General features: G+C 75.1%; 22 protein-coding genes. 9 read left to right on the forward strand and 13 right to left on the reverse strand.

Going from position 1 to position 21,327, the window contains the following annotated elements; translation table 11 throughout:
• Positions 1-144: 144 nt before the first annotated feature.
• Genes ABEB06_RS07025 through ABEB06_RS07045 form a run of 5 tightly spaced genes read right to left on the reverse strand, consistent with a single transcriptional unit; the run spans position 145 to position 7,535 of the window.
• The gene (locus ABEB06_RS07025; RefSeq protein ID WP_345695926.1) at positions 145-2,421 is read right to left on the reverse strand and encodes a lantibiotic dehydratase; all 2,277 of its coding nucleotides are present in this window, start codon (positions 2,419-2,421) and stop codon (positions 145-147) included.
• A 19-nt stretch (positions 2,422-2,440) separates the two neighbouring features.
• Complete coding sequence (locus ABEB06_RS07030) at positions 2,441-2,686, reverse strand: acyl carrier protein (protein ID WP_345695927.1); 246 nt, start codon at positions 2,684-2,686, stop codon at positions 2,441-2,443.
• Between the two features lie 9 nt (positions 2,687-2,695).
• A complete protein-coding gene (locus ABEB06_RS07035) occupies positions 2,696-3,679 on the reverse strand; it encodes a threonine ammonia-lyase (protein ID WP_345695928.1) in 984 nt (327 codons plus the stop codon).
• Entirely contained in the window at positions 3,676-5,226 is a 1,551-nt protein-coding gene (locus ABEB06_RS07040) for an amino acid adenylation domain-containing protein (RefSeq protein ID WP_345695929.1), read from the reverse strand. Before ABEB06_RS07040 ends, ABEB06_RS07035 begins: the two co-directional genes overlap by 4 nt.
• Complete coding sequence (locus tag ABEB06_RS07045) at positions 5,226-7,535, reverse strand: lantibiotic dehydratase (protein ID WP_345695930.1); 2,310 nt, start codon at positions 7,533-7,535, stop codon at positions 5,226-5,228. Before ABEB06_RS07045 ends, ABEB06_RS07040 begins: the two co-directional genes overlap by 1 nt.
• Positions 7,536-7,765: 230 nt before the next feature.
• On the opposite strand from ABEB06_RS07045, the gene ABEB06_RS07050 reads away from it, so the two are divergent.
• Positions 7,766-7,975: an MbtH family protein gene (locus ABEB06_RS07050; RefSeq protein ID WP_345695931.1), complete on the forward strand. Its 210-nt coding sequence runs from the start codon at positions 7,766-7,768 to the stop codon at positions 7,973-7,975.
• Between the two features lie 56 nt (positions 7,976-8,031).
• A complete protein-coding gene (locus tag ABEB06_RS07055; protein ID WP_345701759.1) occupies positions 8,032-8,760 on the forward strand; it encodes a 4'-phosphopantetheinyl transferase family protein in 729 nt (242 codons plus the stop codon).
• 142 nt (positions 8,761-8,902) lie between these two features.
• On the opposite strand, the gene ABEB06_RS07060 is transcribed toward ABEB06_RS07055, so the two are convergent.
• Positions 8,903-9,622 carry a 2-phosphosulfolactate phosphatase gene (locus tag ABEB06_RS07060; RefSeq protein WP_345695932.1) on the reverse strand — a complete coding sequence of 240 codons (720 nt, stop codon included), beginning with the start codon at positions 9,620-9,622 and terminating at the stop codon, positions 8,903-8,905.
• A 91-nt stretch (positions 9,623-9,713) separates the two neighbouring features.
• On the opposite strand from ABEB06_RS07060, the gene ABEB06_RS07065 reads away from it, so the two are divergent.
• From ABEB06_RS07065 to ABEB06_RS07075, 3 genes are all read left to right on the forward strand, one after another.
• The gene (locus tag ABEB06_RS07065) at positions 9,714-10,697 is read left to right on the forward strand and encodes a GlxA family transcriptional regulator (protein ID WP_345695933.1); all 984 of its coding nucleotides are present in this window, start codon (positions 9,714-9,716) and stop codon (positions 10,695-10,697) included.
• Positions 10,698-10,772: 75 nt separating this feature from the next.
• The gene (locus ABEB06_RS07070; protein WP_345695934.1) at positions 10,773-11,375 is read left to right on the forward strand and encodes an isochorismatase family protein; all 603 of its coding nucleotides are present in this window, start codon (positions 10,773-10,775) and stop codon (positions 11,373-11,375) included.
• A gap of 143 nt (positions 11,376-11,518) precedes the next feature.
• The gene (locus ABEB06_RS07075; RefSeq protein ID WP_345695935.1) at positions 11,519-12,259 is read left to right on the forward strand and encodes a Mut7-C RNAse domain-containing protein; all 741 of its coding nucleotides are present in this window, start codon (positions 11,519-11,521) and stop codon (positions 12,257-12,259) included.
• A gap of 35 nt (positions 12,260-12,294) precedes the next feature.
• Here ABEB06_RS07075 and ABEB06_RS07080 read toward each other — a convergent pair whose 3' ends face one another.
• Complete coding sequence (locus ABEB06_RS07080) at positions 12,295-13,065, reverse strand: alpha/beta fold hydrolase (RefSeq protein ID WP_345695936.1); 771 nt, start codon at positions 13,063-13,065, stop codon at positions 12,295-12,297.
• 110 nt (positions 13,066-13,175) lie between these two features.
• Between ABEB06_RS07080 and ABEB06_RS07085 the strand changes: the two genes are divergently transcribed.
• Entirely contained in the window at positions 13,176-13,700 is a 525-nt protein-coding gene (locus tag ABEB06_RS07085) for a PadR family transcriptional regulator (protein ID WP_345695937.1), read from the forward strand.
• Between the two features lie 16 nt (positions 13,701-13,716).
• On the opposite strand, the gene ABEB06_RS07090 is transcribed toward ABEB06_RS07085, so the two are convergent.
• From ABEB06_RS07090 to ABEB06_RS07105, 4 genes are all read right to left on the reverse strand, one after another.
• Positions 13,717-14,943 carry a PE-PGRS family protein gene (locus tag ABEB06_RS07090; protein WP_345695938.1) on the reverse strand — a complete coding sequence of 409 codons (1,227 nt, stop codon included), beginning with the start codon at positions 14,941-14,943 and terminating at the stop codon, positions 13,717-13,719.
• A 54-nt stretch (positions 14,944-14,997) separates the two neighbouring features.
• A complete protein-coding gene (locus ABEB06_RS07095; protein WP_345695939.1) occupies positions 14,998-15,252 on the reverse strand; it encodes a hypothetical protein in 255 nt (84 codons plus the stop codon).
• A gap of 27 nt (positions 15,253-15,279) precedes the next feature.
• Complete coding sequence (locus tag ABEB06_RS07100) at positions 15,280-15,957, reverse strand: TetR/AcrR family transcriptional regulator (protein WP_345695940.1); 678 nt, start codon at positions 15,955-15,957, stop codon at positions 15,280-15,282.
• A gap of 116 nt (positions 15,958-16,073) precedes the next feature.
• Complete coding sequence (locus ABEB06_RS07105; RefSeq protein ID WP_345695941.1) at positions 16,074-16,955, reverse strand: pirin family protein; 882 nt, start codon at positions 16,953-16,955, stop codon at positions 16,074-16,076.
• A gap of 87 nt (positions 16,956-17,042) precedes the next feature.
• On the opposite strand from ABEB06_RS07105, the gene ABEB06_RS07110 reads away from it, so the two are divergent.
• Entirely contained in the window at positions 17,043-17,804 is a 762-nt protein-coding gene (locus ABEB06_RS07110; RefSeq protein ID WP_345695942.1) for an MBL fold metallo-hydrolase, read from the forward strand.
• 99 nt (positions 17,805-17,903) lie between these two features.
• On the forward strand, positions 17,904-18,785 hold the full coding sequence (locus ABEB06_RS07115; protein ID WP_345695943.1) for an alpha/beta fold hydrolase: 882 nt from the start codon (positions 17,904-17,906) through the stop codon (positions 18,783-18,785).
• A 40-nt stretch (positions 18,786-18,825) separates the two neighbouring features.
• Here the strand turns inward: ABEB06_RS07115 and ABEB06_RS07120 are convergent, their stop codons facing one another.
• Together ABEB06_RS07120 and ABEB06_RS07125 are read right to left on the reverse strand one after the other, a co-directional pair.
• Entirely contained in the window at positions 18,826-19,692 is an 867-nt protein-coding gene (locus ABEB06_RS07120; RefSeq protein ID WP_345695944.1) for a hypothetical protein, read from the reverse strand.
• A gap of 109 nt (positions 19,693-19,801) precedes the next feature.
• Complete coding sequence (locus ABEB06_RS07125) at positions 19,802-20,314, reverse strand: MarR family winged helix-turn-helix transcriptional regulator (protein WP_345695945.1); 513 nt, start codon at positions 20,312-20,314, stop codon at positions 19,802-19,804.
• Positions 20,315-20,421: 107 nt separating this feature from the next.
• Here ABEB06_RS07125 and ABEB06_RS07130 point away from each other — a divergent pair, with 107 nt between their 5' ends.
• A complete protein-coding gene (locus ABEB06_RS07130; RefSeq protein WP_345695946.1) occupies positions 20,422-21,291 on the forward strand; it encodes an NAD-dependent epimerase/dehydratase family protein in 870 nt (289 codons plus the stop codon).
• Positions 21,292-21,327 lie beyond the last annotated feature (36 nt).

Genomic DNA, 21,327 nt, shown 5'->3' on the forward strand with positions numbered 1-21,327 from the left:
GGGCGGGCGGCCCCAGAGAAGAAGACGCAGCCCTGCGCGCAGGGCCTCGTTGCGCATCCGTCCCCGCGCGGGCACACGCCGACGCGGCGGGCCGGCCCGGGGGTGTTCCGGGGCCGGCCCGCCGCGTGGGTCGGGCGGGGTGGGTCAGTGCTCGTCGACGGCGACGAAGCGCAGCTCGGAGGTGTAGGCGGCGCCCTCGTCGTCGGTCAGCCAGACCTGTTCGGGGCTGGGCAGCATCTCGGTGACGGTGATCCGCCCCTCGGGGTCCTTGCCGGCGAGCCGGCGCAGTGCCTTGGCGAGGATGTTGACGTACACCGGGCTGTCGAAGTCCACGTAGAACGGCCGGGGTTCGGTCGGCGAGACCACGAACACGTACCGGGGCAGGCCGTGCTCCTCCCGCCAGCGGCGGGCCCGGACGTAGCGGCGGGCCTCGTCCTTCTCCACAGCGAAGGCCGCCCCCGCGGCCGGCAGGCGCCACTGCTCGCGGGCGACCACCAGCCGGTCCACGGTCACCCGGGGGGTGTGGTCGGCCTCCGGGAGGACCTGGAACAGGTCCATCGCCAGCGTGGTCAGCACGTGCGAGAACACGTCCACCGCGGGGAACCCGGCGCCGTCGGGCAGCACCACCCGCAGTTCGCCGTCGCGCTCGACCACGGCCACGTCGGCGCTGCGCACGCTGCGCGGCCGGCCGGGGTCGGCGGTGAAGTCCACCAGGGCGACCTGGTAGTCCTCGGGGCGGGTGAGCGCGTACTTGACCCGGGCGGAGAGCCGGGATCGGTGCTCCTTGGGCAGCAGCGGCAGCAGCCGGGGCCCGGGGTGGTCGCGGCCGGTGAGCGCGTCCAGTTCGGCCCGGTCGGGGTGCTGGTGGACGAAGAGCGAGGCGCCGAGCGTGTTGGACGCGAGGTGCAGTTCGCCGAGGACCAGGTGGAAGGCGCCGCGGCCGATCGCCTCCGCGCCCTCGGCGGCGATCATCACGTCCGGTGACAGGTACCGGGCGGCCGTCCAGCCGCCGCCCGGCCCGGCGAACCTGGCGGCCGCCTCGCCCGCCACCTGATCGAGCGTCAGCTGTACCCGTCGAGCGCCGGGTCGCGGCCGCAGGATGGCCTGCCAGTGCTCCTGGAAGGCGCGCTGCAGCTGCCCGGCCGCCCGCCGGGCGTCGCCGTGCAGCACCGGCATGCAGGCGAACCAGAAGCTCGCCAGGTCGACCGGCCCCTGCGCGGCCAGCTGCTCGTAGACCCCGCGGGCGCCTGCCATGACCGCCTCGGCGAGCCGGCCGGTGAGCCAGCCGGCGCTGCTGAGCAGCGGCTCCAGCGGGGCGAGGGCGTCGCGGACGGCGGTGCCCAGGTGCGCGGTGGCGGAGCGGCGGGTGTCGGCGTACACCACGGCCCGGCAGGGCGCGGTGCCGGCGGACTTCTCCCGCACGGCGGCGGTCTCGGTGAGCGCGGTGAACTCGGCCTCCAGCGCGACCAGCGCCTCGACCACCTGCTCGGCGCCGCTCGCCGCGGCGACCGCCGCCCGGCCGCGCTCCAGGGCGTCCAGCGCGTCGGTGCCGCGCTCGCGCAGCGCCGGGTCGCCGACCTGGCCGAGCCAGGCCCGCAGGTCGCGCTCGGGGTGGGTGGAGGCCGGGATCTCCAGCCGCCACTGCGCCCAGCGCTTGGCCACCAGCTCGTCGAGGACGGCCGGGACGTCCACGCCCGGCAGCTCCTCGGCCAGCCGGTGCGCGGTGCGGACGCCGTCGCAGCGGGCCAGTACGGCGGCCGCCTCGGCGCCGACGGTCTGGGGCCTGCGCCCGGGGACGGTGACCAGCAGGCCGTCGAGCCGGACGAACGGCACCCGGCGGGGCGCCACCCAGGGCCGGGCGGCCGGGTCCTCGCCGAGCCGGGCGGCCAGCGCGTCGATCGCCCAACTCGCCCAGTAGACGGTGGAGTCGGCGGTCAGGCCGGTGCCCGGGTCGACGCTCACCCCGTGTGCGGAGCCGTCCCAGCGGCCCCAGCCGACCGGGCCGAAGAAGCCGATGGTGTCGTTCTTCACGCAGAACCGCTGCCAGTAGTGCGCGACCAGCTCCTCGCGCTGGCGCGGCATGCTGGTCCGGCCGGCGGCACTGGGCGTCCAGTTGAGGAACGGGGCGATGCCGGAGGCCAGCACCGGCCGGTTCTGCCAGGCGACCGCCTCGCGGAAGGCGGGGGTGCGGGCGATGTCCTGCAGGACGTGGGCGCTCTCCACGGCGGCGTCGGCGTACAGTTCGGCGAACGCGGTCCAGCGCTCGCCGGTGAGCTGTTCACCGGCCTCGAACTTGTCGGCGGCCTCGGCGAGTCCGGTGGGGGCCAGGCGCAGCACCCCGTCGGCGGGGAAGCCGGGTCCGCGCAGGGCGAACTGCTCCCACAGCCGCCAGCGCCCGCCGGGCAGGTAGGTGTCGGTCACGGCAGGTCTCCCTCGGGCCTCAGGCGTCGGCGAAGTCGGTGTCGACGACCTCGGCGAGGTCGGCGGGCGTCGGGTAGGCGAAGACCAGGGAGACCGGCAGCTCGACGCCGAGCTCCTCGTGCAGCCGGCCGATGATCTGGAAGGCGCTCAGCGAGTCGCCGCCGGCGGCGTAGAAGTCGGCGTCCCGGTCGAGGTCGTCGATGCCGAGGACGTCGCGGTAGATGGAGACCAGCAGGTCGGCGGTGGAGCGGGCGGTGGTGGTCATGAGGACTCCTCAGGAGGTCGGGACGGGGTGCTTGCGCGGGCCCGGCGACTGCCGGGCGGTGGCGGTGCGAAGGGCGGAGGCGGTGTTGCCGCCGGAGACCACGGCGACGGCGCGCCCGGTCGGTCCGGCCCGGAGCGCTCCGGCGAGGGCGACGGCGCCGCTGGGTTCGGCCTCGACGCCGTGCCGGGCGAGCAGGTCGACGGCGGCCAGGATCTCGGCGTCGGTGACGGCGATCAGCGCGTCGACCCGGTCGCGGACGATCGGGTAGGTCACGGTGCCGGGCTGCTGCCCGCGCAGCCCGTCGGCGACGGTGGCGCTCGGCGGCAGCCGCAGCGGGCGGCCGGCGGCCAGGGAGCGGGCGTAGCGCGGGGTGGTGGCGGGTTCCACGCCGACCACCCGGACGGGGCGGCCGGTGGCGGCCAGGCACACTCCGGCGAGCAGTCCGCCGCCGCCGGTGGGCACGTACACGGTGTCCGCGTCGGGCACGTCGGCGAGGATCTCGCGGCCCACCGTGCCCTGTCCGGCGACCACCAGCGGGTGGTCGGAGGAGGGCACCAGGACGGCGCCGGTCCGCTCCGCCAGCTCCCGGGCGTGGACCTCCCGTTCGGCGACGCCGCCGGTGACGGTGACGGTCCGGGCGCCGAGCGCCTCGATCAGCGCCGCCTTCTGCGGGCTGGCGCCCGCGGCGAGGACCACGGTGAGGTCCAGGCCGAGCCGGCCGGCCAGGCCGGCCAGCGCGATGCCGTGGTTGCCGGAGGAGCCGGTGACGATCCGCCGGGCGCCGAGTGCGAGCACCGCGTTGGTGGCGCCGCGCAGCTTGAACGAGCCGCTGTGCTGCAGGTGTTCGGCCTTCAGCAGGACACCGGGCAGCACGTCCAGCACGGGGGTGCGGCGGATGTGCCGGGCGATCCGGATCGCGGCGGCGGTGACGTCGTGCGGCCGCAGGCCGGTCTCCTCGGCGAGGTGGTCGAGCTGGGCGAGCCGGGCGGTCACCGGGCCCCTCCCGCCTCGGCGAGCGCCCGCCGGTCGGCCTTGCCGCTGCGGTTGGTGGGCAGTTCGGCGAGCCGGTCGAAGCGGCGCGGCATCAGGTACGGCGGCAGGGTGCGGCCCAGGTGGGTGCGCAGCGCCGCGTCCTTGACCTCCTCCAGGTCGCCGGTGACGTGCGCGACCAGGTACACCCGGCCCTGCGGGTCGGTGGCGGCGGTCACCACCGCGCCGGTGACGTCCTGGTGGGTGAGCAGCGCGGACTCCACCTCGGCCGGGTCGACCCGGTAGCCGCGGATCTTCACCTGGCGGTCGATCCGGCCCAGGTAGCGCAGGCCGTCCGGGCCGGCCGCGGCCAGGTCGCCGGTGCGGTAGAGCCGGGCGCCGGGCGGGCCGAGCGGGTCCGGGACGAAGCGTTCGGCGGTCCGGGCGGGCCGGCCCCGGTAGCCGCGGGCCACGCCCACGCCGCCGATGTACACCTCGCCCGCCTCGCCGTCGGCGACCGGCGCCAGGTCCGGGTCGAGCAGGCGGACCACCACGCCGTCGATCGGGCGGCCGACCACGTCCGCGCCGAGCTCCGGCACGGTCGGCACCGGGTGCCGGGTGGAGGTCATGGTGCACTCGGTCGGGCCGTACTGGTTGACCAGCGAGCCGTCGATCAGCGGGCGGCCGCCGGCGGTCAGGAAGGGGCGCAGCGACTCGCCGCTGGAGACGGCCAGCCGGATGCCGGCGAACAGTTCGCCGGCGTTCGGCTGGGCGGCCAGGTGGGTCAGGAACGACGGGGTGACGCTGAGCAGGGTGTTCACGCCGTGCTCGCGGACGGCGGCGGCGAAGCCCTCCGGGCGCAGCAGCCGCGAGCGCGGCACCAGCACCAGGCGTCCGCCCGCCAGCAGCGGGGCGAAGGTGTCCCGGATCGAGGCGTCGTAGCCGAGCGGGGCGACCTGCAGGGCGACGGTGTCGGCGCCGAGGCCGTAGTCGCGGGCGACGAAGCGCAGGTAGGAGTCGAGGCCGCGGTGCTCCACCAGGACGGCGCTGGGCTCCCCGGTGGTCCCGGAGGTGTGGCTGACGTACGCCAGCGCGTCGGGCGCGATCGCGGCACGCGGTGAGGCCGGGGCGGCGTCGAAGGGGCCCTCGCCGCCGACAGGCCGCGCGGCGCTCCGCGGGTGCTCGCCCGGCCCGTGGCCGATCAGCAGCGGTTCGCCGGGGACCGGGAGGTCGAGGCGGCCCGCCAGATCCTCTGTGGTGAGCAGGAGTTCGGCGCCGCCGCTGGCGACCAGGGCGGCCAGCCTGGCGGGGGGCTGCTCGACGTCCAGGGTGAGGAAGGCGGCCCCGGCGCGCAGCACGGCCGCCATCGCGACCACGGCGTCCGCGCCGCGGTCCACGGCGATCGCGCAGACCCGCTCGGCGCCGGCCCCGCGTTCGACCAGCCGGGCGGTCAACGCCTCGATCCGGTCGGCGAGTTCGCCGTACCCGACGTCTCCCTCGGGGGTGCTGAGGGCGACCCGTCCGGGGGTGCTGCGCCCGTGCGCGAGCAGCTCGTCGACGAAGGTGCGCATCACCGCTCCCCCACCGTGCGGTCGACCGCCACGAAGCGCAGTTCGGAGGTGTAGGTGGCGCCGTGCTCGTCGGTGAGCCAGGCCTGCTCGGGGGTGGGCAGCATCTCGCTGACCTTGACCTTGGCGTCCGGGTCCTTGCGGGCGAGGCGGCGCAGCGCCTTGGCGAGGATGGTGATGTAGACGGGGCTGTCGAAGTCGACGTAGAACGGCCGGGGTTCGGCCGGGGAGACGACGAAGACGAAGCGCGGCAGGTCGAGTTCGCGCTGCCACTGGCGGGCCCGGACGAAGCGGCCGGCCTCGGTCTTCTCCTCGGCGAAGGCGAAGGAGTCGACCGGCAGGGTCCAGGTCTCGCGGGCGACGACGGTGGTGTCGATGGTGATCCGGGGCGTGTGGTCGCCGCGCGGGCGGATGGTGAAGCGGTCCATCACCTTCTGGGTCAGGGTGTTGGCGTACACGTCGAGCAGCGGGAAGACCGCGCCGTCGGGCAGTACCGCGACCAGGTCGCCGTCCCGTTCCTCGACGGTGACGTCGGCGCTGAGCACGGTGCGCGGCCGATACGGGTCGCCGGTCTGGTCGACCAGGGCGACCACGTAGTCCTCGGGCCGGTCGAGCGAGGGCCGGCTGCGGGTGGACCACTTGAGCGGCAGCTCCTTGGGGAGCATCGGCAGCAGCCGCGGGCCGGGGAAGTCCTTGGCGGTCTCGGCGATCAGCTCGTCCCGGTCGGGGTGCTGGTGGACGAAGAGCGAGGCGCCCATGGTGTTCAGCGCGGAGTGCATCTCGCCGAGCACCAGCTCGAACTCGCCGCGCGCCACGGCCTCCGGGCCGTCGGCGAGGAGCAGCACGTCGGGGCTGAAGTAGCGGGCCAGCGACCAGCCGGCGCCGGGCTCCTCGAACTCATCGCGGACCCGCTCGGCGATGTCGGCGGAGGAGACCCGGACCCGGCGGGCGTCCTCGGGCAGCTCCAGGATCCGCGCCCACTTGGCGCGCAGCTCGTCCTGGATGGCGTCCAGGTCGGCCTTGGCCTGCGGGTACGGCGAGGGCAGGCACTCCAGCCAGAGCGTGCCGAGGTCGACCCGGCCCTGCTCGGCCAGGCGCCGGTACACGGCCCGCACCCGCTCGGTGACCTGCGCCGCGAAGCGGTTGGTGAGCCACCGGGCGGAGGTCAGGCACTGCTGCAGCGGGGTGAGTTCGGCGAGCAGGGCGCTGCCCGCGGTGGCGGTGGCGGCGCGGCGGCTGTCGCTGTAGACCAGGCCGCGGCAGGGGGCGGTACGGGCGCCCTTGGCGCGCTGCGCGTCGGCCTGGGTGGTCTCGGCGAAGTCCGCCTCCAGGGCGGCGATCGCGGTGGTGAGCGCCTCGGCGTCGGTGCCGGCGGCCTGCACGGCGTCGCGGCCGCGCTCCAGGACGGCCAGCTTGGCCAGCGCCCGCTCGCGCACCTCGGTGTCGCCGATCCGCTCCAGGATGGTGCGCAGCTCGCGCTCCGGGTAGGTGCTCGCGGGCACGTCCAGGCGCCAGTGCGCCCAGCGCCTGCCGACCAGCCGGCGGACGGCCTCCTCGGCCTCGGCCGGGCCGATGCCCAGTTCCTCGCCGATGGCGGTCACCGTGCGGGTGCCGTCGCACAGGTCGAGCACCGCGCGGTCGAACGGGTCGATCTCCTGCGGCTTGCGGCCGGGCAGCCGGACGGCGCCGTCGACCACGCCGACGAAGGAGACCCGCACCGGCGGGATCCAGGCCATCAGCTCCGGGTCCTCGGCGAGCACGGCGGCCAGTGCGTCGATCGCCCAACTGGCGAAGTACACGCGGGAGTCGGCGAGGAAGCCGGTGCCCGGGTCGACGGTCACGCCATGCCCGGAGGTGTCCCAGCGGCCCCAGCCGACCGGGCCGAAGAAGCCGATGGTGTCGTTCTTCACGCAGAACCGCTGCCAGTAGTGCGCGACCAGCTCCTCGCGCTGGCGCGGCATGCTGGTCCGGCCGGCGGCGGTCGGCTCCCAGGCGAGGAACGGCGCGATGCCGGTGCGCAGCACGGCCGGGTTCTGCCAGGCGATGGCGGCCCGGAAGCGGGGCGTCGCGGCGATCTCCTGCAGGCGGCGGGCGGTCTCCACGGCGGCGGTGTCGTAGGCCTCGGTGAAGGCCTGCCAGTCCGGGCCGGCGAGCCTGTCGTCGGGGCCGAACTTGTCGGCTTCCAGGGCGAGGTGGGCGGGTGCCATGCGCAGCACGCCCTCGGCGGGGAAGCCGGGGCCGCGCAGCGCGAAGTGCTCCCACAGCCGCCACCCCCCGGCTGGCAGCACGACGCTCTCCGGGACGTCCGACATGGGCGGAACTCCTTCCAGGGACAGGGGGTTCGGCGGGTCCGGCGGCGGGTTGCGCCCCGGTCCGACGCTTCAGCACACTGCCGGTCGCCCGCCCCGGCCCGGCAGAGAAGAACCGGCAGCGAGATGCGCGGGCCGCATCCGCCGCTCCGTCCCTGTGGCGGGGCCGTCCGCAGGCGGCACGCTGGCCCTCGACCGAGCGAGCACCCGGCGACCACGAGGAGGACGCCCCGATGAGCGACACCGACGAGACCCAGTACCAGGTCGTACTCAACGACGAGGAGCAGTACTCGATCTGGCGGGCGGACCGCGACCTGCCGGCCGGCTGGCACGCCGAGGGCACGGCCGGCACCCGCCAGGCGTGCCTGGACCACATCGAGGTGGTGTGGACCGACATGCGGCCGCTCAGCCTGCGCCGCCGCCTCGCGGCCGCGGGCGCCTGACCGGCCGGGACGCCGTACGCACCACGCCCCGCCCGATCGGAGGACACGAGTCCGTGATGACATCGCAGTCGCTGTACGTCCCCACCGCGGTGGACGTGCGGCGGATCCAGGCCGAGCTGCGCTCACCGCCCGAGCGCAGCCTCACCGGGCCGCTGGCGGTCTATCTGGCGACGGCACGCGGGCACGACGAACACGCCCTGCGCCACGCCACCGAGGTGCTCGACGCGGAGGAGCGGCAGCGCGCCCACGCGTTCCGCCGGGAGTCCGACCGCGAGGCGTACGTGCTGGCGCACGCCGTGCTGCGCGGGCTGCTGGGCTCCCACCTCGGCATGGACGCCGCCACCCTGCCCCTGACCCGCGAGCCCTGCACGGGCTGCGGCGGACCGCACGGACGTCCGGTCCTGCGCGGCAACGGCGTGCACTTCTCGCTCTCGCACAGCGGCGACCTGGTGATGGTCGCGCTGGCCACCTCCCCGGTGGGCGTGGACGTCGAGCAGGTGCCCAGCCGGCAGGCCACCCACGACGTCCAGGCCATGCTGCACCCGGCGGAGGCCGCCGAACTGATGGCCATGCTGGACGAGGACCGACCCGCCGCGGTGGCCCGCGCCTGGGTCCGGAAGGAGGCGTACCTCAAGGGCCTGGGCACCGGGCTGTCCCGCAGTCCCGGCCTGGACTACCTGGGCACCGGCCCCGAACCGGGACCGGCCCCGCCCGGCTGGCACATCCGTGACATCCTGGTACCCGCCGGCTACGCCGCCGCCCTGTCGGTCCGCCGGCTCGAATGACCCGCGGACGCCGCCGGGCACCCGCCCGGCGGCGTCGGGGTCACCCCCGTGCCCGCCACGCCCCCCGCTCCCCGCGCCCGCTCCGCCGGCCGCCGGCGACTATCGTGCGGCGGCCCCTCCGGGGCGTCATGCGTACCCGTACTCAGGCCCGCTCGCCGCCGGCCGGAGGTGCGGTCGGGCGCAGCACCGTCAGCCCGTCCTCTTGGGACGCCACCAGGGCGAACGGGAACCGGTCGAGCTCCAGGCAGAGCGCCACGTCGTCCGGGTGCGCCCCCTCGCGCACGCCCTGCGCCAGCTCGGCGGCGGCCCGTGAGTCGGCGGCGCGGCGCAGGAACCCGGCGGCGTCCGGTCCGTCCCCGGCGACGTCCGGTCCGTCCCCGGCGGCGGCGAGCGCGGCGATGTACTGGGCGCAGGCGAGGTCCTCCTCGGCCCGCCCGTCCTCGCCGGTCACCACGAAGGTGACGTCCCCGCACCCGCGTTCGCGCAGCAGCTCCGCCGTCGCCCCCGCCACCACGAAGCCCGCGCACAGCACCAGCCCCGCCTCCCTGACCGCGAGGGCGCCGACCGTCCCGGCCGTGGTCTTCTGCACGACGGTCCGTCCGCGGAGGTCGACCGTGCGCAGCAGGGCCGGCGAGTTGACGGCGTCGAAGCCGGGCGTGGGCGGCCCGTCCTTGAGCGCCACCCAGTCCGGGTGGCGCTCCTTGAGCGCCCGCGCGTCGTCCAGCGACTCCGCCAGGACGATCCTCTCCGCGCCCCGGGCGAACGCCCAGGCAGCCACGGTGTAGGCCCGCATGACGTCCACCACGACGGCCACGGACGGAACGTCGCTCACTTCGCCGATACCGATGAATCGCGTGTCCATTCGATCATGATTCCGTACGGCGGGCCGCCGTGTCCGGATGTGACAGGAAGCCGTCATTGCGGCCACCCCGCCCCGCGGCGAGGATGGACGCATGCCAACCACCCGCCGCGTCGTCATCGCGGTCTTCCCCGACGTCGACCTGCTCGATGTCACCGGCCCCGCCGAGGTCTTCGCGCTGGCCAACCGGGAGACCGGCGGCCGCGCGGGCTACGAGGTCCGGCTGGCCGGCCCGGACGCCGGCCCGGTCACCACCTCGGCGGGCGTCCGGCTGCTCCCCGACCTCACCTTCGACCAGGTCGACGGCGTGCTGGACACCCTGCTCGTCCCCGGCGCCGTCGACCCGCACCCCGACGGACCGGTCGCCCGGATCGACCCCGAGGTGGTCGCCTGGCTGCGGACCGCCGCCCCGCGGGCCCGCCGGGTCGCCTCGGTCTGCGTCGGCGCGCACCTGCTCGCCGCCGCCGGACTGCTGGACGGCCGCACCGCCACCACCCACTGGTCCACCGCCGCCCAACTCGCCGCCGACCACCCGGAGGTGACGGTCGACCCCGACCCGATCTTCGTCCGCTCCGGCAACGTCTGGACCGGTGCGGGCATCAGCGCCTGCATGGACCTCGCCCTCGCCCTGGTCGCCGACGACCACGGCGAGGAGGTCGCCCTCGGCGTCGCCCGGCAGCTGGTGATGTACCTCAAGCGGCAGGGCGGGCAGAGCCAGTTCTCCGTCCCGCTCAGCACCCCGCCCGCCACCCGGCGGGACATCGACGAGCTGCGCCGCCACATCGCCGACCACCCGGAGGACGACCTCTCCGCCACCGCCCTGGCCGGCCGGATGAGCCTGAGCGAAAGGCACTTCGCCCGGGTCTTCCGCCAGGAGACCGGCTGCACGCCCGCCGCGTACGTCGAGGCCTCCCGGGTCGAGGCCGCCCGCCGCCTGCTGGAGGGCACCGACCTGCCGCTCGACCGGGTCGCCGCCGCCTGCGGCCTCGGCTCGGTGGAGACCCTGCACCGCGCGCTGCGCAAGCAGCTCGCCACCACTCCCGCCGCGTACCGGCGGCGCTTCCGCACCAACCCCTGACACTCCCCCTCCCCGCGGCACGGGCCGCACCCGCGGCTCCGCCGTGCCCGAAAACCCACCGAGGAGCACCCGACCATGACCGTCTCCACCACCCTGCGCGACCTCAGCGGCCTCGACAACCGCCCGCCGCGCCTCGCCGACGCCACACTGGTCCTGATCGACTACCAGAACACCTACCGCGGGGGCGTGATGGCCCTCGACGGCGCCGAGGCCGCCCTCGCCGCCGGGGCCCGCCTGCTCGCCGCCGCCCGCACCGCCGGCATCCCCGTCGTGCACGTGGTCAACGACGGCGGCGAGGGCACCCCGTACGACGTCCGCGCCGAGATCGGGGCGATCAGCACCGAGGTCGCACCGCTGGACGGCGAGCCGGTGGTCGTCAAGCAGACCCCCGACGCCTTCCACGCCACCTCCCTGGAGGAGACCCTGAAGGACCTCGGCGCCGGCCCCGAACTGGTGCTGGCCGGGTTCATGACCCACATGTGCGTCCAGTTCACCGCGCAGGGCGCGTTCGTCCGCGGCTACCGACCCACCGTGGTCGCCGACGCCACCGCCACCCGCCCGCTCACCGCCCCCGACGGCAGCACGGTCTCCGCCGCCGCACTCCAGGCCGCGGCGCTGACCACCGTCGCCGACCTGTTCGGCGTGGTCGTCCCGGGCGTCGACACCCTCACCGACTGACCGGCGCCCTCCGCCGCCGCCCGAGCAGGCCTCCGCCGCCAAGCGGGCCTCCGGCGGCGGGGGCCTCCGCCGCCCGAGCGGGCCTCCGGTGGAGGGGCGGAAACCGTTGGCCGCGGCCCGCCGCGCGCTGGCATGCTGGCCCCGTGGAGAGACCGGAGATCTGGATCAGCTTCGCTCCCGAGCTGCACCTCTTCGTCGCCTCGGCGCGGCGGACGGGGCGGTCCGCGGTGCGCACCGACGGCGCCTCGACGCTCGGCCACGTCGTGGAGTCCCTCGGAGTCCCGCTCACCGAGGTCGGCACGCTGCTCGTCGACGGCCGGCCGGCCGACACCTCGCACGTCCCCCGCGGCAGCGAGGAGATCGAGGTGCGGAGCGTGGCCAGGCCCCAGCCCGTCGCCGGCCCGACCCGCTTCCTGCTCGACGTCCACCTCGGGACCCTCACCCGCAGGCTGCGGCTGCTCGGCATCGACGCGGCGTACGAGAACCCGGACATCGGGGACGCCGCCCTGGCCGCCCGCTCGGCAGCCGAGCAGCGCGTGCTGCTCTCCCGCGACCGCGGTCTGCTGCGCCGACGCGAGCTCTGGGCGGGCGCCTACGTCTACAGCCACCGCCCCGCCGACCAGCTCAGGGACGTCCTCTCCCGGTTCGCGCCACCGCTCGCCCCGTGGACCAGGTGCACGGCCTGCAACGGAACGCTCCGTCCGGCCGCCAAGGAGGCGGTGCACCGGCAGCTGCTGGACGGCACCCAGCACGCGTACGACGCCTTCGCCCAGTGCACCGCCTGCGCCCAGGTCTACTGGCGCGGCGCCCACCACGCCCGGCTCAACGAGATCGTCGACGAGGCCCTGCGCGACTTCGGCACGCCCGGGGCCGTCCCCGCCTGACGGCCCCCGAGCCCGGATCCGGCCCGCCCCCGCCGTCACCGGCCGCCCAGGGCCTCGGCGGTGGCGCGGGCGAAGGCCTCGGGGTTGTCGAACATGATGTTGTGGCCGCAGTCCGGCACCGCCCGGATCACCACTCCCGCGGCCGCCAGCTCCGCCGCGCCCGCCGGCGCGCCGTCCGCCTCGGGGTGCAGGAACGTCCGCGGCACGGACAGCCCCGACAGCTGCTCCCGCAGCCCGGGCACCGTCCCGCGGCCGCGGTGCACGGTGGTGCGGTGGAGCGCCACCCGGCCCGCCAGCCGCATCGTCGCCCACCAGGTCGGCCCGACCCGTTCCTCGGTCCGCGCCCAGCCGTGCGCCAGGAACTCCTCCTCGGTGTAGCTGGCGATCCCGGAGCTGCCCGGCGTGAGCACCGGCGGCGCCGGGTCCAGCACCGAGTCCACCAGCACCAGCCGCGACACCAGCCTCGGATGACGCGCCGCCAGCAGGATCGCCACCGCGCCGCCCAGGCTGTGCGCGACCACCTCCGCACCCTCCACCCCGGCCGACTCCAGGGCGAGGGCCACCGCGTCGGCGTGCTCCTCCAGCGTGTAGCCGAAGTCGGTGGGGCGGTCGCTGATGCCGAAGCCCAGCAGGTCCAGCAGCAGCGAACGGTGCCCGGCCAGCAGCGGATGGGCCGCCGCGGCCGCCCAGTACACCGGCGAGCTCGCGCCGAGCCCGTGCAGGTACAGGCGGGTGCACGGCCCGCTGCCGGGGATCTCGATCCAGCGGATCAGATCGCCGTTCGGGGTCACGGGGGCATGGCGCATGGCCGACTCTCCTTCGGTCGCGGTCTCGTCCTCTGCGCCGCAATCATACCTCGAATCCGAGGTATACCGGTTCCGATATATGGTCGGCGCGGATCTGACAGCATGACCGCATGCTCAAGCTCGCGATCCTCGGGTTCCTCCACGACCAGCCGCTGCACGGCTACGAGCTGCGCCGCCACCTCGCCGCCCTCACCGGACACGTCCGGCCCATCAGCGACGGCACCCTCTACCCCGCGATCAAGCGCCTCGAGTCCGACGGCCTGCTCGTCCGCGAAACCGAACCCGGCAGCGCCGCCGCCCCCCGCCACACCCTCCACCTCACCCCGGCCGGACGCGACGCGCTCCTCCACCACCTGCGCGAGCCCGAGCAGTTGGACATCAGCGACGAGAACCGCTGGTTCACCGTCCTCGCCTTCCTGCGCCACCTCGACCACCCCGCCGAACAGGCCGCCGTCCTCCGCCGCCGGCTCGCCTTCCTCCACGAACCCGCCAGCTTCTTCTACGAGGACGGCCGCCCCCTGCGTGCCGAGGACGTCGCAGACCCCTTCCGCAGCGGCATCCTCCGCATCGCCCGCGCCACCACCGAGGCCGAACTCGCCTGGCTCACCGACACCCTGGCGACCCTGGAAGGCTGATCGGCCGCCCTGCGGCTCAGCCCTCGCCGCAGGCCAGGTCGATCATCCGGTGCGCCACGGCCGCCGGGACGGCCGGGTTGGCCGCCGCGTCCCGGGCCGAGTGCGGATCGCGGAGGAGGCCGACGAGCGCGGCGACCGGCAGCCGGGGATTCCCGATGACCGCCTCACGGAGCGAGTGCGTCTCGGGCACCGCCCGCCCGGGGCGGTCGTGGAACGCCCGGTACTCCTGTTCCGTGCCGGCGAGCAGCCGCAGGGCGGTGGCGGGCGACAGCCGCGGATCGGCGGCCGCCCGCAGCCGGACCCGCCCGTCGGGGTCGTCGGCGAGGCGTTCCACCAGCTCGGCGGTGGCACCGGGGGCGTCCGGAGCGAGTCGGCGCCGCATCGGGTCCGGGTGGTCGGCGAATCCGATGAGGGCGTCGCGGGGGAAGTCGGGGCGGCGCAGCACCGGTCCGGGCCAGGTCCACTCCACGGCGGCTTCCAGCAGCACCTCGGCCGGCGCGTGCTCGTTGTGGGAGGCGAGGTTGGAGCGCACACCGCTGTCCGGGTCGCGGGCCAGCAGGTCCAGCACGTCCGGCGGGAGCAGGCGGGCGCGCGCCACCGAACGCCGGACGGCGACGCTCGCGGAGCGGGCCAGGCGCCGCATCGCCTCGGGGTCGTCATGGAGGTCCTCGACCCACTCCACCCGGTAGTAGGAGTGGTACTCGGGAACCCGGGAGGTGATCCGCGCGCGCAGTTCCTCCGTGGCGTCGGGGCGCACGGCGACCCGGTCGCGGACGCGGTAGTCGTCGTCCTCGGCGAGTTCGGCCACCAGCTCCGGGCTCAGCCAGGGGTTCCCGGCGAGGGTGGCGCGCGGCGCGTACTCGGGATCGTCGAGCAGGTGTCGGGCGAGGTCGTCGTCGAGGTGCCGGTGGCTCCGCGCCCGCCCTTGCTCGGCCGGATCGAGGGCGTCGTACTCCGACCGGGACATCGGGCGCTCCCGCCCGGCCTGCCTGTCGGCGGCGCCCCGGACGTCCGGTGACGGGTCGGTCGACAGTGCGGCCCGCCGCTCCGCGTCCAGGTGCGGCCAGGCCTGCTCGCAGACCGCCGCACGTACCTGCGGATCGGGGTCGCCGGCCAACGCCGCGACCACCGACGCGGGCGGGCGCCGGAACCACAGGGCCTGCAGGCGCACCTGCGGATCCCGGTCCGCGGCCCAGCGTTCGAGCTCTCCCCCGGACGGGCGGGGGCAGTGCCAGCCGGCCATGTGCTGAAGTCTGCGTCGGCGCACCCCGGTCGGTTCGGTGGCGATCAGCCGCAATCACTGCGCGAGGCTCATCCCGCGTTGGTGCTCCGCGAGGTCCGCCCGAAGTCGCCAGTCGGGGTGGGCGATGACCGCGTCCACGGCCTCCGCCGGGAGCGGGTACGCCGGCAGGTGGCGCACCCGACCGACCAGGCGCGTCACCACGTCGGGTGACGGGTGGGCGCCCAGGCCGCAGAGCCACTCCCGTTCCAGGCGGGGCAACTCGGCCACGGCGTCGATCCCCACGAACAGCTCGTCCCACTCGTCCCGCATGTCCGATCCGCCTCGGGTCGTGGCCGGTCAGGACCGGGCGGCGTAGCGGGCGAGGAAGAGGTCGACGCCGGACTCGATGGTGGCGGTGAGGGCGGTGGCGTCGGGTTCGGTGGCGGGGGCGAAGGTCTGGACGAGCTGGGGGATGCCGACGGTGGCGGCGACGAGCTGCTGGACGGCGAGTTCGGGGTCGGGGACGTGCAGCGCGCCGGCGGCGGTGAGTTCGGTGAGGGCCTCGATCAGCGGGCCGTTGTTCATGTCGTAGGTGACGCGGTACCAGAGTTGGCCGAGCTGCGGGAAGCGGTCGATCTCGCCGATGACGAGGCGGCGCAGCGACATGATCTCGGGCCGGAGCAGGATGCGGGCCAACTCGCTCGCGTGCCGGACCAGTCCGGTGCGGACGTCGGGTGCGGCGGCGATGGTGGCGCCGGCGGGTGCGAGGTCGGCGTACGTCCTGGGGAGGAGGCCGCCGACGACGGCGAGGAAGAGGCGCTCCTTGCTGCCGAAGTGCTTGTAGATGGTGGCCTTGGAGACGCCGGACTTGGCGGTGATGGCGTCCATGGAGGCCGCCGAGTAGCCCTCCGCCAGGAATTCGGCGAGGGCGGCGTCGATGATCGCCCGGCGCTTGCGGGAGGCGGCGTCGGCCGGGTCGGGGATGATCGGGATGCCGTACTCGTCGGTCGGGTCCTGGCCGGTGCCGGCTGGCATGGGGTGGTCCTCCGGGGTCGCTGCGTCTGGGCGCCAGTGTATGAACTGAACCGTTCGGTCGGCAACGGCGGCGGGCGCCGGACCTGCGGCGGCACCCGCCGTGCGCGCCGGGACGCTCACCCGTCCATCCGTCCCATCCGGCCGAGGGCGAAGTCCTTCTCCGCCTGGCGGAGTTCGGCGGCGGTGTTCATCACGAACGGGCCGCTGCGCGCGACGGGTTCGCCGATCGGTTCGCCGGCGAGGACCAGGACCTCGGCCGGTCCGCCGTCGGCGTGGACGTTGAACCGTTCGCCGTCCCGGTCGAGGGCGGCGAGGTGTCCGTCGGGCAGCGGGACGTCGCCGACGCGGGCGGCGCCGGTCATCGCGTACACGGCGGCGTTGTGTCCGGCGGGTGCGGTGAAGGCGGCGCGGCCGCCGGCGGCGAGGCGGGCGTGCACGACGAGCACGGGGGTGACGGACGCGAACGGGCCCCTCGCGCCGTGGGTGGTGCCCGCGATGACGGTGAGGTGGGCGCCGTCGGGGGTGGTGACGACGGGCAGGTCGGCGGCGTCGGCGTTCCGGCTGGCGGGTTCGGTCCACTTGTGCCGGGCGGGCAGGTTGACCCAGATCTGCAGCAGGTGCTGCCGGCCGCCCGCGGCGAGGAACTCCTCGGTGGGCAGGGCCTCGTGGACGATCCCGGAGCCCGCGGTGAGCCACTGGACGCCGCCGGCCCGGACGACGGCGCGGTGGCCGCGCGAGTCGGCGTTGGCGATGTCGCCGGCGATCACGTACTGGATGGTCGCGAACCCGCGGTGCGGGTGCGGGGGCGCGCCCTTGGCCTCGCCGGGGGCGAGGTCGACCGGGCCGACCTGGTCGACCATCAGGAACGGGTCGAGGAAGGGGAGTTCTCCGGTCGGGAAGGGCCGGCGGACGGGGAACCCGGCGCCCTCGTAGGTGTGGAACGGGCTGACGACGCGCTCGACCCGGCGGGCGGCTGCGGTCCCTGCTTCAGAAGTCATGGATCGAATGAACTACACCGAACAGTTCACTGTCAAGACTGAACCGTTCCGTTGACACAATGAACTGATCCGTTTAGTTTTTTCGTCATGACCACCGTCACCGCCACCCACGTCGGCACCGCCACCGTCCTGCTCCGGATCGGCGACCTCACGGTCCTCACGGACCCGGCGCTCGACCCCGGCCCTGCCGACTACCCGGCGGCCCGGCCGCTGCGCCGCCTCACCGGACCGGCGCTCACCGCCGACGACCTGCCGCCGATCCACCTGGTGCTGCTCTCGCACGACCAGCACCACGACAACCTGGACGCCTCCGGCCGCCGGGTGCTCGCCCAGGCCGCGACCGTCCTCACCACGCCCGAGGCCGCCGGACGCCTCGGCGGCTCAGCCGTCGGCCTGGCGCCCTGGGAGAGCCGGCGGATCACCGTCGGCACGACCACCGTCACCGTCACCGCGACCCCCGCCCGGCACGGACCCGCCGGCACCGAGCAGGCCACCGGGGCCGTCACCGGCTTCGTGATCGAGCACGACGGCGGCACCCTCTACCTCTCCGGCGACACCGTCCGGCACGAGGAGCTGGCCGAGATCGGCGAGCGCTTCACGATCGACACCGCCTTCCTGCACCTGGGCGACGCGCACTTCCCGTCCACCGGCGACCGGCGCTTCTCGCTCAGCGCCGCCGAGGGCGCCGAACTGGCCCGCACGCTCCGCGCCCGCACCGTCGTCCCGGTCCACTACGAGTCCTGGGAGCACCTGGCCGAGGACCCGGCCCGGATCGCCGAGGCGTTCGCCGCACCCGACCTGGCCGGCCGGCTGCGCCGCCTGACCCCGGGCGTCCCCACCCGGCTCTGACCGACCGGGCCCGGCCGGGCCCCACGCATCCCGGAACACCCACGGGACCACTCACCCGGCACCACTCACCCGGCACCCAACACCCGAGGAGTCACCGCCATGTCCGCCACCAGCGCGTCCACCGAGGTCCGGCACCGCACCGTCGAGGTCAACGGCCGGTCGGTCTTCTACCGGGAGGCCGGCGACCCGGCCGCCCCGACCCTGGTCCTGTTGCACGGCTTCCCCAGCAGCTCGTCGATGTTCCGCAACCTGCTGCGCGACCTCGCCGACGCGTACCACCTGATCGCCCCCGACCACCTGGGCTTCGGGCAGTCCGACACCCCGCCGGTCGAGGAGTTCCCCTACAGCTTCGACACCCTCACCGAGTACACCCTGGCGCTGCTCGACACCCTCGGCGTCGACCGCTTCGCCCTCTACCTCCAGGACTACGGCGCGCCGATCGGCCTGCGGATCGCGGCGAAGCACCCCGAGCGGGTCACCGCGCTGATCAGCCAGAGCGGCAACGCGTACCTGGAGGGCTTCACCTCCTTCTGGGACGTGCTGTTCGCCCACGCGAAGGACCGGGCGGCCAACGAGGGGGCCGTCCGGGAGCTGCTGACCGCCGACGCCACCCGCCGGCAGTACACCCACGGGGTGCCCGCCGACCGGCTCGACCGCCTCTCCCCCGACACCTGGACCCTCGACCAGGCGGGGCTGGACCGGCCCGGCAACCGGGAGATCCAGCTCCAGTTGTTCTGGGACTACCAGTTCAACCTGGTCGGCTACCCCGCCTTCCAGGAGTACTTCCGCACCCACCGGCCGCCGACACTGGTCGCCTGGGGGCGCAACGACGAGATCTTCGGCCCGGACGGCGCGACCGCCTTCGCCCGCGACCTCCCCGACGCCGAGATCCACCTCCTCGACGCCGGCCACTTCGCCCTGGAGACCCACGGCCCGGAGATCGCCGCCCTGATCCGCGACTTCCTGGCCCGCCACCTCTGAGCCCCCCGCCCCGTCCACCCCCGCCCGCCAAGGCGCCCGCTCAGCTGCGCCCGGGCGCCAGCCAGCCCTCCGCGCGGGACTGCTTGTCGGTGTCGCCGGACCGGCGGGCGTGGGCCAGGAGGCGTGCGCGCAGCCCGTCCGGAAGGGCTGCGACGTCCCGCTCCTGGTCCGGGCGGGACTTCCAGCCGACCAGGTGCCGAACGGCTCCCGCAACGTGGCGCTCGTCGGCGCGCGGGTCGGCGAGGGCTGACAGCAGGTCGGTGATCGGCATCGCTGCGAGCACCTTGCCCGGCATGCCCTCGTACGAGGGGTGGCCGGAGCAGCGCCCGCTGCCGGCGCCGAACCAGGCCAGCAGGGCCAGCGCCCGCTCCACCGGGTCGGGGAGCTCCTCGCGCAGCCGGGCCACGAGCTCGTCGCACAGCTCGGCCTCGCCGGCCAGGTCGAAAGGGGAAGCGCCGAGGATCCGGTCGGCGAACCCGTCGAGCCCCGCCGGCATCGCGGCCAGCCACTCTCGACGCTGCGCGCGGCGCTTCTCGCCCGCCCGCCGCTCGGCCTCGAACTGCTCGAGCGGCCCGGGCATGCCGTGCCCGGCCAGCCAGCCCAGCAGCAGCCGGCCGTCGGCGAGCACGGCGTCGCCCTCCCACCCCGACCAGCGCAGCGCCGACCCGTGGTGCAGGACGACCGAGTCCAGCTGTCCGCCGTCCCGGTCCAGGAGTTCGAAGCGCACGTCGCCCAGGCACATGCAGTACGAGTCGGGAATCGAGTCCACCGCCATGGCCGCCCTGAGCCGAGCCGCCTCTGCCGAATCCGCCAGCTCCACCCGCAGCTCGGCATCCCCGCTCACCGGGCCCACCCGCACCGCGGACGCCTGCCGCAACACGGAGTCCAACGCCGTCGTCCCACCCATGGCCCCTCCCACCTTCCACCCCTCCCACACGATCGCCCGATTGCACCGCAGCCCCGGCCACCCCGCAAGCGAGTTCCCGACTCCCCCGGAGGGTGTGCGGCCCGGGGTGCTACGCCTCGTCGCCGAGGGAGACCAGGAGGCGGCGCAGCAGGGTCGCGAGTTGCTGCTGTTCGTCGTCGGTGAGGCCGGCGAGCTGGGTGCGTTCGTTAGCGAGGTGGTGGTCGGCGGCCTCGTTGACGAGGCGCAGGCCCTGCTCGGTGAGGGAGATGAGCATCCGGCGCCGGTGGTCGGGGTCGAGGGCGCGGTCGACGAGGCCCTTCTCGACGAGCCGGTCGATCCGGTTGGTGAGGGCGGCGGAGCTGACCATGGCGGCGCTGCTGAGGGCGCCGGCGCTGAGGACGTGGGGCGGGCCGGATCGCAGGAGGGTGGCGAGGACGTCGAACTCCCAGGGTTCGACGCCCTGAGCACTGAGGGTGTCCTTCACGCTCCGTTCGAGGAGACGGGACGCCCGGGAGAGCCGGCCGACGACGGCCATGGGGGTGACGTCGAGGTCGGGTCTGACGGTGTTCCACTGCTGGATGATCGCGTCGACTCCGTCGCGCTGCAGGTCAAGGTCGCTCATGACCTGCAGTCTAACATTTCCACGTCGAAATATTTGACTCTCGCGACAGGGTCTGCCTATAGTTTCGACATCGAAATGTTCGATCCGCGATTCACGTGGGGGCTACTGTGAAGATCCTGCTCATCGGCGCGACCGGCTACATCGGATCCGCCATTGCCGAGAACCTCACCCGGACCGGCCACGAGGTCGTCGCGCTCGTCCGCGACGCGGCCGGCAAGGGCGAACTTCCGTACGAGAAGCGGGTTGCCGACCTGACCGACCCAGCAGCGCTCGGCGCGGCGGTCACCGCGGACATCGACGCGGTGATCCACGCGGGCGTGCCCAGCGGCGACCAGGCGGTGGACGCGGCGGCGATCGACGCGCTGACCGCCCCGCTGCGCGGCACCGACCGCGCCTTCGTGTACACCAGCGGCGTCTGGGTGCTCGGCGCCACCGGCGTGGAGCCGGTCGGCGAGGACGCGCCGGTCAACCCGCTGCCGATCGTCGGCTACCGGCCCGAGATCGAGCAGCAGGTGCTGGCCACCGCCACCGACGGGGTGCGCGCGGTGGTGATCCGGCCGGGCATCGTGTTCGGACGCGGCGGCGGCATCCCCGCGCTGCTGGGCAACCTGGCCCGCGAGCACGGCGAGCCGAAGTACACCGGCGCCGAGGGCGTGCGCTGGCCGATGGTCCAGGTGGACGACCTGGCGGAGCTGTTCACGCTGGCGGCGGAGCGGGCCGAGGCCGGTTCGCTCTGGCACGGCGTGACCCAGGCGGCCGTCCCGGTCCGCGAGCTGGCGGGCGCCGCAGGCCGCGCGGCGGGCGTGGTCACCGCGCCGGCCCTGTGGCCGCTGGAGGAGGCGGCGGCCGCGGTGGGCGCGCTGTTCGCCGACGCCCTCGCCCTCGACCAGGCGGTGAGCGGGCAGGCCGCCCGCGACCGCCTCGGCTGGAAGCCGCGCCACGAGGACGCGGTCTCCGAGCTGGCCAACGGTTCCTGACGCCCCCCCGGGGACCGTTGCCCTACCGGCCCGGTG

Source organism: Kitasatospora terrestris (genome assembly GCF_039542905.1).
In the GTDB taxonomy this organism is placed as follows: Bacteria; Actinomycetota; Actinomycetes; order Streptomycetales; family Streptomycetaceae; genus Kitasatospora; species Kitasatospora terrestris.